General features: G+C 72.5%; 12 protein-coding genes. 5 read left to right on the forward strand and 7 right to left on the reverse strand.

Annotated elements, in window-relative coordinates; genetic code table 11:
• Positions 1–14 precede the first annotated feature (14 nt).
• Complete coding sequence (locus ACZ4U4_RS16250; RefSeq protein WP_467874120.1) at positions 15–1,430, reverse strand: DUF7507 domain-containing protein; 1,416 nt, start codon at positions 1,428–1,430, stop codon at positions 15–17.
• 426 nt (positions 1,431–1,856) lie between these two features.
• Positions 1,857–2,597, reverse strand: coding sequence for a flavin reductase family protein (locus ACZ4U4_RS16255; RefSeq protein WP_467874122.1), 741 nt, complete (start codon positions 2,595–2,597; stop codon positions 1,857–1,859).
• Between the two features lie 68 nt (positions 2,598–2,665).
• Here ACZ4U4_RS16255 and ACZ4U4_RS16260 point away from each other — a divergent pair, with 68 nt between their 5' ends.
• Positions 2,666–3,385: a helix-turn-helix domain-containing protein gene (locus ACZ4U4_RS16260; protein ID WP_467874125.1), complete on the forward strand. Its 720-nt coding sequence runs from the start codon at positions 2,666–2,668 to the stop codon at positions 3,383–3,385.
• Between the two features lie 18 nt (positions 3,386–3,403).
• The gene (locus ACZ4U4_RS16265) at positions 3,404–3,625 is read left to right on the forward strand and encodes a hypothetical protein (RefSeq protein ID WP_467874128.1); all 222 of its coding nucleotides are present in this window, start codon (positions 3,404–3,406) and stop codon (positions 3,623–3,625) included.
• A gap of 20 nt (positions 3,626–3,645) precedes the next feature.
• Here ACZ4U4_RS16265 and ACZ4U4_RS16270 read toward each other — a convergent pair whose 3' ends face one another.
• Complete coding sequence (locus ACZ4U4_RS16270) at positions 3,646–4,611, reverse strand: NAD(P)-dependent alcohol dehydrogenase (protein WP_467874130.1); 966 nt, start codon at positions 4,609–4,611, stop codon at positions 3,646–3,648.
• Positions 4,612–4,711: 100 nt separating this feature from the next.
• On the opposite strand from ACZ4U4_RS16270, the gene ACZ4U4_RS16275 reads away from it, so the two are divergent.
• The gene (locus tag ACZ4U4_RS16275; RefSeq protein WP_467874593.1) at positions 4,712–5,392 is read left to right on the forward strand and encodes a TetR/AcrR family transcriptional regulator; all 681 of its coding nucleotides are present in this window, start codon (positions 4,712–4,714) and stop codon (positions 5,390–5,392) included.
• Between the two features lie 472 nt (positions 5,393–5,864).
• On the opposite strand, the gene ACZ4U4_RS16280 is transcribed toward ACZ4U4_RS16275, so the two are convergent.
• Positions 5,865–6,251 (reverse strand): ArsR/SmtB family transcription factor, encoded by a 387-nt coding sequence (locus tag ACZ4U4_RS16280; RefSeq protein WP_467874132.1) that lies wholly within the window; start codon positions 6,249–6,251, stop codon positions 5,865–5,867.
• A gap of 114 nt (positions 6,252–6,365) precedes the next feature.
• Between ACZ4U4_RS16280 and ACZ4U4_RS16285 the strand changes: the two genes are divergently transcribed.
• Together ACZ4U4_RS16285 and ACZ4U4_RS16290 are read left to right on the forward strand one after the other, a co-directional pair.
• Entirely contained in the window at positions 6,366–8,345 is a 1,980-nt protein-coding gene (locus ACZ4U4_RS16285; protein WP_467874134.1) for a heavy metal translocating P-type ATPase, read from the forward strand.
• A 417-nt stretch (positions 8,346–8,762) separates the two neighbouring features.
• Positions 8,763–9,020 carry a hypothetical protein gene (locus ACZ4U4_RS16290; RefSeq protein ID WP_467874137.1) on the forward strand — a complete coding sequence of 86 codons (258 nt, stop codon included), beginning with the start codon at positions 8,763–8,765 and terminating at the stop codon, positions 9,018–9,020.
• A gap of 51 nt (positions 9,021–9,071) precedes the next feature.
• On the opposite strand, the gene ACZ4U4_RS16295 is transcribed toward ACZ4U4_RS16290, so the two are convergent.
• The 3 genes from ACZ4U4_RS16295 to ACZ4U4_RS16305 form a co-directional block, all read right to left on the reverse strand.
• Complete coding sequence (locus tag ACZ4U4_RS16295) at positions 9,072–9,602, reverse strand: NUDIX hydrolase (protein ID WP_467874140.1); 531 nt, start codon at positions 9,600–9,602, stop codon at positions 9,072–9,074.
• A 57-nt stretch (positions 9,603–9,659) separates the two neighbouring features.
• Positions 9,660–10,997, reverse strand: coding sequence for a transcriptional regulator (locus tag ACZ4U4_RS16300; protein ID WP_467874142.1), 1,338 nt, complete (start codon positions 10,995–10,997; stop codon positions 9,660–9,662).
• Positions 10,998–11,093: 96 nt separating this feature from the next.
• The gene (locus tag ACZ4U4_RS16305) at positions 11,094–12,395 is read right to left on the reverse strand and encodes a PP2C family protein-serine/threonine phosphatase (RefSeq protein WP_467874145.1); all 1,302 of its coding nucleotides are present in this window, start codon (positions 12,393–12,395) and stop codon (positions 11,094–11,096) included.
• Positions 12,396–12,594: the final 199 nt, after the last annotated feature.

Consider the following 12,594-nt stretch of genomic DNA (forward strand, 5'->3'; position numbering starts at 1 on the left):
GGCGGCGGGCAGGGTCAGCAGGGGCCGCAGCCACCGGCCGGCGGAGGGCAGGGCGGGCAGGCGGGGGCGGCCTTGACGCAGACGGTGACGGTGTCGGTGTTGTTGGCGGGGTGGAGGTCGGTCTCGTTGCCGTGGGCGGTGGCGGTGTTGGCGACGGGGCCGGTGGTGGTGGCCTTGGCCCGGAGGGTGAGCGTGGCGAAGGCACCGGCGGCCAGCGTCCCGACGGCCCACTGGCCGGTGCCCGGGTTGTAGCTGCCGTTGGCCGTGGTGGCGGAGAGGAACGCCAGGCCGGCGGGGAGGGTGTCGGCGACGGTGACGCCGGTGGCCGTGTTCGGGCCCGCGTTGCGGACGGTGACCCGGTAGGTGACGGTCTGGCCCACCGCGACGACGGTGGCGTCCGCGGACTTGGTCACGCTCAGGTCGGCGGCCGGCAGGACCGGGGTGTCGGCCTCGTTGGACGTCGCGGTGAGCGGCTCCGGGTTGGGGCCCAGACGGTTCTCATAGGTGGCGGTGGCCGTGTTGGCCACCTGCCCGCCGGCGCCGGCCTCGTCGATGGTGACCCGGAACTCCACCGTTGTCCCGCCCGGGAGGGTGTCGGTGTTGGGCAGGCTGCCGCCCTGTCCGCTGGTGGCGCCGTTGCCGAGGTGGAACACCACCTGGTGGTTCGCCGCGTCGAAGAACGCCTGGTCGTCGCCCGTCTGGTCGGTCTTCGCCCCGGCGTTGGGGCCGGTGACGATCCGCAATGAGCCGGGCAGGTACGTCGTACCGGCCGGGACGGCATCGGTCAGGCGCAGGGCCTCGGCGTTGCCGCCGCCTTCGTTGCGGGCGGTGATCCGGTAGGTGATCACGTCCCCGACCTGCAACGGCCCGTCGGGGATCGCCTCCTTGGTGAGAGTCACGGACGGGGCGGTGCCGAAGAAGACCCCGTCGAGGAAGTTCCCGACCGACTGGTCACCGCCGGCAGCGGAGACGGAGCGGAAGGCGAAGCGGGTGGTGGTCTGCCCGGCGGGCACGGTGTAGGTGCCGGTGTAGAAGCCCCACGCGGTGTTGCCGTCGGTGAACTGACGCTGCTGGACGACCGCACCGGGTGCGCCGATGTCCAGGGACATGGTGTCCTGGCCGAGGCGGCCTCGGTGGTAGAGCCGCCAGTACAGCCTCGCGCCGGGGGTGGTGGGCAGGTCCTGGTAGAGGGTGGAGACCTGGTTGGCGTTGAGCTCGGCGAACTGCGAACCGTCGGCGGAGGGGACGCCGTTGAAGCCGGTGTGCCAGATCTCGATGAGGTGGTCGGTGGCCGTGGTCAGCCATCCCGGCACGTGGTTGGGGGCCTGAGTCTGGGAGGCGTCGGGCAGGAACGCGACGCCGCTGGGGACGGTGGGCTGCTCGAAGCTGCCGTTCACCAGAGCGATGCGGGACGGGACGGGCGTGGTCACGGTCTTTCCCCTTCGTTCGGTGCTGTGTGGGAGATCGCCGACCAGCTGGACCGGACGGGGGCTCCGGAAGCAGGCGATCGGTGCACGGGAACGGCGTTCCGGTCGAGGAGACCGGGACGATGCCGTACCTCGATGCGGTGGTCAGGGGAGGGAGTGGTGCGGAGCCCGCGGGACCCACGACGAGGCCCGGTTCCGGAACAGAGGGAGAGCCGCAGGAGGGGCATCCGGCCTCAGCATGCGTGGGGGTTTCTGTCCGCACGAGGGCGTGGAACCCGGCTCGCGAAGCGTGCCGGGTCGCGAGCCGCCCGGCACGCGCCCAGCCGCTGCGCCGCCCGCGCTAGGTCAGCGGCACGCCCCCGCAGGCTTCGCCGACCTCGGCCGTGAGAAGTCCGAACTCCAGGTACTCGTCGGTGGTGTTGAAGCCCTTCACGAGCTTGTTCTCCCACGCGAGCTTCTGGGCGGATGAGCTGCCCACGGACTCCTCCGGAGCGATACAGCAGGTGCCGGCGCAGCCTGGTGCCGCAGGCCAGGTGTCCGGGAGCGAAAGCTGCGGCCGAGTTCGGGGCCGAGTCCGTAGTAGTGGCGGAAGTTGTAGATCAGTGGGCTCCACGCGGCCGGGTCGACGTGTTGGGAGCCGGGGACGACGACACGCGGATCGGCGTGGACCTTGAGCACCTGGGCCTCGACGATGAGGAACGCTCCGGAGACATCGGGTTGGACCCGGGCGGCACGGGCTTCCAGCTGGATGGGGCAATCGGCGACTCGGGGCGGCCGGACCAACTCGGAGGGTTCAGGTCGCAGGCCCGCAGCGGCGAACTTGTCCGGCTCGAAACGGAAGGTGCCGCGCTTGTCCGCGGGTATCGGGGTGCGCCCGGTCAGCGGCGCCAGCCGCTCCACCGCCGGCCACTGAGCCGGCGCGGGGAGGTTGATCACCAGATCGGGGCGGCTGGAGAGGTTGTGCGCGGTCTGTCCCCCGGTGCCCAGACCGAGGACGATCACGTGGCCCAGTGCCCAGGCCGAGGACATCGGCGCGAGATTGAAGGAGCCGTTCTCGTTCTCCGTCGAGAGCAGTACGACCGGCGTTCCGAAGTACAGGATGCTCGGCGTGATGGTCACATGATCGGCCGACGGGTTGTCGGGCATGCTGCTGGGCGTTGCGGTGTTCATGGTGCTCGACCGTAGGGCGGAGATCCTTCGGCACCCGCCGAAGAATCCCGGGTGGATGATGGATGGCGATGAGAAACCATGACGCGCACGTCGGGGGCCCGGACCTGGCGGCCCTGGCCGGACTGCTGGCCGACGGCACCCGCGCAAGCTTCTGCCTGGCACTGCTGGACGGCCGGGCATGGACCGCGATCGAGTTGGCGCGCCATGCCGGGGTGGCCGCCTCGACCGCGACCGCGCATTTGAACCTCCTGGTCGGCGGAGGATTGCTCGCGCAGGAGCGCCAGGGTCGTCATCGCTACGTTCGCCTCGCCGATCCCGGCACGGCCGAACTGATCGAGAACCTTGCCTCCATGGCCCCTCGCCGCGTCACTCCGCCCCGCTCGCTGCCCGCGGTCAACCGCAGCCTGGCGCTGGCCCGCGCCCGCACGTGCTACGACCACCTCGCCGGCGCTCTCGGGGTCGCGATCACCGGGGCAATGACCGATCGGGGGCTGCTGAGCTGGGAACAGGGGCTGACGCTCACCGGTAACGGGACCGCCTGGTTGGCCGAACTCGGCATCACCTTGCCGCCGGCTACGCGGCGTCCGCCTGTCCGTTCGTGCCTGGACTGGACGGAACGCCGCCCTCATCTGGCCGGTGCCGTAAGTGCCGCCTTCTGCCGTCACGCCTTCGACTCCGGCTGGATCACTCGCATCGGCACCAGCCGCGCCGTCGCTCTCACCGACACCGGCCGACGCGCGCTCCAGGACCACCTCGGCATGTCCCACGAGATGCTCGGCGGCAGCTGATCGACGGCATCCGGTTCCGTGTCCGGACCGGAGTTCCATGGCGGGACCTCCCCGTCGCATACGTGGCTCGCGTGGCGGACGGCCGCCGAGTTCGACAAGGGCGACTACAAGCAGCGGCACGCGGTCGAGTGCGGGATCAACCGCCTCAAGAGGCACCGCGCCGTCGCCGTGCGAGACGACGAGCCGGCGGTCCGCCGCGAGGCGACCGTCCTCATCGTTGCCCTCACCGAGTGGCTGTGATCAGCACCTCCACAGACGTCCTACGCGACCCTGACCACGTATTTGCCCTGGACGCCGCCCGCCTCCAGCGCCTGGTGTGCCGCTGCTGTCTCCTCCATGGGGAAGACCGTGTCCACCGCAGGGCTCAGCTTGCCCTCGACCACATGGCGGGCCAGGTCGTCGAAGTCCGCCCGCGTGGGGTTGCCGCTGAAGAAGCGCACCCGCCCGTGTCCGTGGACCGTGCTGGCCGCGAGGTGGCCGAGCGACGCAGCGGGCCGTTTCAGGTCGATGGCGATGGTGACCATGCGCCCGCCGGGATTCAGTAGGCGCCGGAAGGCCCGCAGGTCGGTCCCCGCGGTGTCCAGGACGACGTCGAAGCGGCCCAGTTCCGCCGGCCGCACGGTCCGGTGGTCGACGGCCTTGTGCGCGCCGAGCCCGCGGACGAAGTCGAGGTTGGCTGCGCGGGCCAGAGCCGTGACCTCTGCGCCGTACGCCCGTCCGAGCTGGACGGCGGCGTTGCCGACACCGCCCGCCGCGCCCCGGACGAGAAGCCGTTCGCCGGGGCGCAGCCCGGCTTTGTCCCGCAGCGCGGTGATGGCCGTGGTGGCCACCGGCAGCGCGGCGGCATCCACCAGGTCAAGGCCGTCGGGGAGCCGGCCCACCCGCTCGACGGGCACGGTCACATACTCGGCGGCACTGCCGAACCCGGAGGTGCGGCCCAAGATCCCCCATACGCGATCGCCGGCCGCGAACCGTATGACTCCGGCCCCCGGTGCGGCGACCTCGCCGGTGAAGTCCAAGCCGACGCGCTTGGGGAATGTCCGGCCGCTCAGGAGGCGGACCCGGCCGGAACGGGCTGCCAGTTCGCCGCCGTTGACGCTGAACGCGCGCACCTTCACCAGGACCTCGCCGGGGGCCGGCTCGGGGCGTGGCACGCGGCCCGTGTAGAGCACCTCGGGGCCGCCGTAGCGGTCGTAGAGCACTGCCTTCATCATGCGGTCGTTCATCGTTCCGCCTTCGCCGCCGGGGGCCGTAAGGGATCTGGCATCGAACGTAAGCTCTTAAGTGGACGCAATCGTCCGCTTGGACCGGAAGCGAGAGACAGTGATGGCGGAATCCTCTCGGATCACAGCCCGGGGCGGGGTGCGGGCGGACGCCCGGCGCAATCGGGAGCGCGTCCTCGTCGCCGCCCGTGCGGTCTTTGCGGAGCACGGGATCGACGCCCCGATGGCGACCGTGGCCCGACGGGCCGGGGTCGGCGTGGCGACGCTGTACCGGCATTTCCCGACCCGGGACGCCTTGGTGAGAGGCGCGTTCGCGCAGCAGATGGAGACCTGCGCGCGGGCGCTCACCGAGGCTCTGGCCGCCCCTGACCCGTGGCAGGGCTTCCAGCAGCTGGTCGAGACGGTCTGCGCTCTGCAACGGGAGGAACGCGGGTTCCCGGCCGCGTTCGTCGCGGCCTTCCCGGAAAGCACGTCGGAACACGCGCAGTCCCGGCGACGAGCCGAGCGGGACTTCACGACCCTGGTACGCAGGGCCCAGGCGTCGGGCGCGCTGCGGGCCGATTTTCACCCTTCCGACCTCGCTGTGGTCCTGTTGGCACACTGCGGTCTGGTGACGGCCCTACCGGATGATGGTGCAGCGTCCCGGCGCCTGGTGGCCTACCTGCTCCAGTCGTTCCGCACCGCCCCGGCCAACAAGCCGCTGCCCCCGCCGACCGCGCTGACACTGCGCAGCCTCCCGATGGCAACTGAGAGTCCCCAGGGGCAGCGGTCCCCCAGAGCCTGACATGAAGCGGTGCCTGCCGCAGGGCACGTCCAGTCCGACAACTCCACTTCCGCAACAGGCCTTGGCTGAGCAGACGGCGGCCGGAGCGAGGGGGCCTGGCGGCCACCGGAGGGCCGGTGCCGCAGCCGGTGCGTGCCCTGTTGGCCCCGCCGCCCGTGCACCGTGCGGCGGAGGTGGTGGCCTTCCTCTGTCTGATCGTGGCCTGCTGCGCGAGCCTGGCACTGGCCGCCCATCAGACGACGAGGCTCTCGAGGCCGCAATGCACGCCCACAACGCCACCCTGCGGCTCTCCGCGCGCTGAGCACCCGCCGGTCCGGCGCACAAAAACCGCCGGGACCTGTCGGCAAGTTCGGTACACCGGGTACCTGCCAGGCCAACGACTGACACGTCGGCCCCGTGCGCGACCAGGCCCGGGCGGACACCCGCGCAGTCCGCAACCGGCCTGCTGTGCAGGAACGGTGGCAGCCGCCGACTAGAGCGCGGCCGATGCCTCGCCGGCATCAGCTGCCGGAGTGTCGCTCATTCCCAGGCGGAGGTGCTCGACGTGGTAGAGGGCCTGGTCGAGGAGTTCGGCGACGTGGTTGTCGTACAGGGAGTACACCACCGAGCGGCCCTTGCGGGTGCCGACCACCAGACCGAGGTTGCGCAGCAGACGGAGCTGGTGGGAGCAGGCGGACTGCTCCATGCCGACCTCGGCGGCCAGTTCGGTGGCGGGCAGCTGCCCCTCCCGCAAGCGGGCGAGGATCAACAGCCGGGACGGGGTGGCCAGGGCCTGCAAGGTGGTGGCCACCTTGGCGGCACTGGCCGCGTCCAGGCGTGTACGCGGGACGCTGCTGGCAGGTGCGGCTCCATGACCCATGAGTTCATCCTACGGCCCCGCACCATGAATACATGAAGCCATGTTCATGCGTTCCTGCTACGGTGATGGGGTTGGACCGTGTCCGCCGCTCCCTCTCCGAAGGATCCTGCGTCGATGTCTTCCACCCTCACCCGCCCGGCCCCCGCCGGCGACGCCCTCCGCGACACGGTGGCGCCGCGGCGGCGCACACGGATCTTCGCGCTGCCCGAGGCCCGCTGGGCGGCGACCGCTCTGGTGCTGTTCCTGATCGCGCTGCCGCTGTACCTGGCCGGGGCACCGGCGTGGTCGTGGGCGCCGCTCTTCGCGCTCACCTACGTCACAGGCGGCTGGGAGCCGGGATGGGAGGGGCTGAAGGCCCTCAAGGACAAGACCCTGGACGTCGATCTGCTGATGGTGGTCGCCGCGCTCGGGGCGGCGGCGATCGGGCAGGTGCTGGACGGGGCGCTGCTGATCGTCATCTTCGCCACCTCCGGCGCCCTGGAAGCGATCGCCACCGCCCGCACCGCGGACTCGGTGCGCGGCCTGCTCGACCTCGCCCCGACGAAGGCGACCCGGCTGCGGGACGACGGCGGCGAGGAGAGCGTGGCCACCGAACAGCTCACGGTGGGCGACACGCTCCTGGTGCGGCCCGGTGAGCGCATCGGTGCGGACGGCCGGGTCCTCGACGGGGCGAGCGAGGTGGACCAGGCCACCATCACCGGCGAGCCCCTTCCGGTCGCCAAGGAGGCCGGGGACGAGGTGTTCGCCGGCACCCTGAACGGAACCGGCGCTTTGCGGGTGAAGGCCGAGCGCGACCCGTCGGACTCGGTGATCGCCCGGATCGTGGCCATGGTGGAGGAAGCCTCCGAGACCAAGGCGCCGACCCAGCTCTTCATCGAGAAGGTCGAGCAGCGTTACTCCCTCGGCATGGTCGCCGCCACGGTCGCGCTCTTCACGCTGCCGCTGCTGTTCGGCGCGGCGCTGCAGCCGACGCTGCTGCGGGCGATGACCTTCATGATCGTCGCCTCGCCGTGCGCGGTGGTGCTGGCCACCATGCCCCCGCTGCTGTCCGCGATCGCCAACGCCGGCCGCCATGGCGTCCTGGTCAAGTCCGCGGTGGTCATGGAACAACTCGGTCAGGTCGACGCGGTGGCCCTGGACAAGACCGGCACCCTGACCGAGGGCACCCCCAAGGTGACGGACATCCGTCCGTCACCCGCCTCCGGCCTGAGCGAGGAGGACCTGCTCACCCTGGCCGCGGCGGCCGAACACCCCAGCGAGCACCCGCTGGCCCGCGCCGTCGTGGACGCCGCCCGCAGCCGCGGCCTCCACCTCCCGCTCGCCGAGGACTTCACCTCCGCGCCCGGCACCGGGGTCACCGCCACCGTCGACGGCCGGGCGATCGCGGTCGGCAGCCCCGCCCGGCTGTGGCACGGCCGGGACGGCCACCCCGCCGTCGAGGTGGCCGCGCGGTGGGAGAGCGAGGGCCGCACCGCCGTGCTGGTCACGGCCGAAGGCACTCCCGTGGGCGTGCTCGGCATCGCCGACCGGCTGCGCGCGGACTCCGCCGCCACCGTCACCGCCCTCACCTCGCTGACAGGCACCGACCCGGTGCTGGTCACCGGGGACAACCCGCGCGCCGCCGCCCGGCTGGCCGCAGAGGTCGGTATCACCGACGTCCGCGCGGGCCTTCTCCCGCAGGACAAGGTCACCGCCGTCAAGGAGCTGGAGCAGGCCGGGCACAAGGTGCTGGTGGTCGGCGACGGTGTCAACGACGCCCCCGCCCTGGCCGCCGCCCACACCGGCATCGCCATGGGCCGGGCCGGATCCGACCTCGCCCTGGAGACCGCCGACGCCGTCGTCGTCCGCGACGAACTCGCCACCATCCCCACCGTCGTCGCCCTCTCCCGCAGCGCGCGGCGCCTGGTGGTGCAGAACCTGGTCATCGCCGCGGTCTTCATCACCGGCCTGGTCATCTGGGACCTGGCGGGCACCTTGCCGCTGCCGCTCGGTGTCGCCGGGCACGAGGGCTCCACCATCATCGTCGGCCTCAACGGCCTGCGCCTCCTCGCCGACGGAGCCTGGCGCCGCGCCCGCACCGACAACGGGCGGTGAGCCGACGCCACCGCAAGGCCGCTCCCGGCCGTGAGCCGGCCGACGAGACTCGGCCGCGACGGCAATCACGCCCTGGTGCTGCGCTGCCCGGGGCAGGTCCATCTCCACCGCTCCGACCACGCCACGGCCGACAGCTGCCTCACCGAGGCGGCCGCCCTCGCCGAACGCACCGGGAACTGGCGGCTGGACGGAATCGCATCCGCAGCGGGCGCCGCTGACCGCCGTCGCACTGCCCCCACCTTCCCCCGGAGCCCCTCCCACCCCTCCCCTTCCTCACTCTCCGTAACTTCACACGGGGTGTGCGTCAGTGACTCACAGAAGCCCGGCACACACACTCCCGCCTCTTGCTTCCGGGCAGTTGACTGTTCTCGTAACCGGACGACGGATGTCGCGACAGCGGAAAAGAGGAAACGGAAAGTGACCGCCCACCCTGAACGCAAGCTGGTTGCCACCGATGTGGCGGAGCTGAGGCGGTGTCTGGACGTACGCACCGCCCGCGTCGACGGCGAACTGGCGCTGCTCGCGCAGCGGTCCGCGCAGTACGAGCGCGATGCGGACGAGTTGAACGCCCGCATCGCGCAGTTGGAGCACGGTCGCTGGCCGCTGCCGTCGGTGGCCGCGCTCGCCTCCGTGGCGGCGGTGGCGGTGACCGTCTGGCAGGTGATGGCCAGGTGACCGCACCCGGCACCGCCGCCCGCGGACGGCGGTGCCGGGCAGCTACCCGCCTCAGCCGAGGCGGATCTGATGAAGCATCAGCAGGGCCGCGGCCATGTTCGCCGCGGGCACCTCACCCCGGGCCACCATGTCGGGCACCAGCTTCAGCGGCACCCACTCCCGGCGGTCCGACTCGAAGCCGTCCTGCGGCGGGCCCGTGTAGGTGGCCTCGTCGGACCAGTAGATGTGGTGCCGGGCGTCGGTGAGGCCGTTGGACGGCTCCACCGACATCAGATGGGTCAGCGGACCGGGCCGCCACCCGGTCTCCTCCTCCATCTCCCGCGCTGCCGCCACCGCGATGTCCTCGCCGTCCTCGACGACGCCCGCGGCCAGCTCCCAGCCCCAGGAGTCGGTGATGAAGCGGTGCCGCCAGAGCAGCAGCACCTCATTGGCCTCGTTGACCACCGTGGCGACGGCCACCGGCCGCATCCGGATGAGGTAGTGGTCGAGGTGCCGGCCGTCGGGGATCCGCACATCGGCGAGATTCACCCGGAACCAGCGGTTCTCGTACACGGTCTCTTCCGCGAGATTGTTCCAACGCACTGTCTGCCACCTTCCGCGTAGATCCGGCAAGGTGACACGGGCCCGGTGCGGATCGACCTACAGCGGTATGCGCAGCACCTCGTCGATGAGATCGGCCGCCGCGTCGGTCGCGGAGCTACCGGTCTCCGCCAGATGTTCGCGTACCGCCCGCAGCCGGTCCCGTAAGCGCTGGGACTCCACGCCCCTGGCCCGCTCGGTCATCTGCGCCGCGTTGGCCGCGGCCCGGTCCGCGTCACCCTGGCGCAGCTCGATGTGGGTGAGCATCGCCAGCCGGTGGACCCGGCCCCGGTCGTGTGCGGGAGTGTCCACGGCGGCATCCGCCTGCTCCCGGGCGGCCCGCAGATCGCCGAGGCTCAGCAGCGCCTCCGCGACCTGGACGTTCACCAGACCCGGCTGGACGTAGCCGGTCTCGGCCGGCTCCAGGCCCGGCCGGATGCGCTCGGCCGCCGCCTCCGCCTGCCGGATGCAGGCGAGCGCGCCCGCGCCGTCGCCGAGCCGGGCGTAGGACTTGGCCTGCATCGCGTAGAGGTCGGCGGCGAGCGCCGGGGTGAGCTGCGGGCCCGCGGTCCGCAGCGCCGCCTCCGCGAACGCCACCGCCTGGCGGTACTCGCGCGAGAACAGCGACTGGTTGACCAGCAGCGCGATGATGTACGCGCCGAGCCCCCGGTCGCCGCTCGCCTTGGCCAGCCGCAGCGCCTGGTGGAAGTAGCGCTGCGCGAGGCCGAGCGCGTCCGAGTCGTAGGCGCAGATCCCCGCGACGGCGACCAGCCCGCCCGTCGCGCGGTGCAGCTGACGGCCGGTCGCATCGCTGTAGGCACCGCGCAGCAGCGGCGCCGCCTCGGTGTTGAGGAACCCCACGATCCGCGACCGCGTCGCCACCCCGCCGGCCTTGCGGTACAGATGCTCGTAGTGGGTACGGGCCGAGCGCAGCATCTCGATGTCGGCCATCCCGACCCGCGCCTGCCCGTCCCGCGAGACGTCGGAGTCCTCGGGCGGGTTCTCCCACTCCCATACGGGCATGACCGCCGAGGTGCCGGTGAGCGCCGGGGCGTCGACGACGTGGGCGCGCTGCTGTTCGTCGGAGCGCCACAGGGCGGTGGCGCGTTCGACGAAGCCGGAGAGCGGGGTGGTGGCGGAGCGGCGCGCCCCGGGGCGGCCGAGGCCGATGTCGTCCAGGCCGACCGGGCGGTGCAGCCGCGCCGCGAGGATTTCGCAGATCAGATCGGGCACCTGGCCGCGCGGGCGCTGGCCCTTGAGCCAGCGGGCCACCGCGGTGTGTTCGTAGCGCAGTGCCAGGCCGCGGTGGCGGCCGAGTTGATTGATACGTGCCGCGAGGCCGGCGTGCGAGATGCCCGCCTCGTCGAGGATCGCGTCGAGCAGGGTGTTGGGCTCCATAAACCGGCCTCCCGGTGCGCCGGGCCCGCCCACGGGCCGCTGGCTCCGACCTCGTCGCCGTACAGACTCCGTACGTCCAGGCTAGTGAACAGCGGCTCACACGGGGTGTGAAGACGCCTCGTCACCGGCCGTACGCGGGGCGGCGGCGGAATGCCGCCACTCGCCCGGCCCGCGCACCAGGGCCGGACGCCGGGGGCCGGGGGCCTGCGTCCGCGGACGTGCGGGCTCCTCGACGCGGGCCGCCGGGCGGCCGGGGCCCGAGGGCGCCGGGCCGGGGGTGCGCGGCGGTGCGGCGCTCAGCATCACCAGCGCCACATCGTCGGTGAGCTGCCCGCGGGCGTGCCGTACCAGGGCGTCGTGGACGCCGCCGACCACCGCGTCCGCCCGCGCCCCGGCGAACTGCCGCACCGTTTCGACCAGCGGGAAGAACCCGCCGTCCACGCCCCGTGCGTCATGCGCGCCGTCGGTGTAGAGCAGCAGCCCCTCCCCCGGCGTCAGCCGCCCGCACTCCGTCGTCTCCAGTGCGCAGGGCAGCGGGAACAGGCCGAGCGGCGGCAGCGGTTCCGCGCGGACGACGGGCTCCACCACACCGGGCGCGACGCGGTACGGCCACGGGTGACCGCAGTTGAGCGCCCGGGCCGTGCCGTCCGGCGCGATCTCCAGCAGCAGGATCGTCACGAACTCCTCGGCGTCCGGGCCGAGCGGGGCGGCATGCGGGACCGGGTCGCGCCCGGCCAGATGACGGGCGTGCGCACGCTCCAACCGCCGCAGCAGTCCGCTCAGTTCGGCCTCGTCGTGGGCGGCCTCGCGGAAGCAGCCGAGCATCGCGGCGACCGTGGCGAGGGCCGCCAGCCCGTGGCCGCGCACATCGCCGATGACGGCCCGTACGCCGTACCGGGTGGCCACCACGTCGTAGAGGTCGCCGCCCATCGAGGCGCCCTCGTCGGCGGAGAGGTGGAGGGCGGCGGGGGCGACCGTGCCGATGCGGGGCGGCAGCGGGGGCAGCAGCGCCCGCTGTGCGGTGGCCGCCACCTCCCGGACGCGGACCAGCTCCCGCACCAGTCGCAGCCGCCGCCCGGCCGTCAGATAGCTGGCACACACCACCGTGAGGATCGCGGCGCAGTTGACGGCACGGGCGGGCAGGCCCGGGCCGATCGGCGGGGCGCCGTCGAACGGTACGAGCGCGAGGAGGGCGCAGAGGCCGCCCATCACCACGCAGAGCCGGCGGCCGGTGCCCGCGCAGGCGATCGCCGGGGCGGCGGCGAGCAGTTGGAGCAGCTGTCCGCTGCTGGGCCAGGACAGCTCCCAGGCCAGCACGGCGAACACCCACAGGCCGGGCAGGGCGAGGACGAAGGTCCACCGGGTGCGTGTGACGTCGGCGCGCGCTCCGTCGCTCACGCGACTACGGATCATGCCGATGGTCCCCCTTGCCTGTGGTTTCCACAGCGGGCTGCGCGGCGGTCGAGCCGCCCCTGCCCTGCGGACGGCGGGCCGTATCGGCCGCAACGATTGTGTCGACGTTACGTGCCCGGACCCCCACGGTGCGCATCTGTATCACTCCATCGGGTGAGGTGGTACGGGGTGCGTACAAGGGCGC

It is taken from the genome of Streptomyces sp. NPDC029159 (assembly GCF_055564055.1).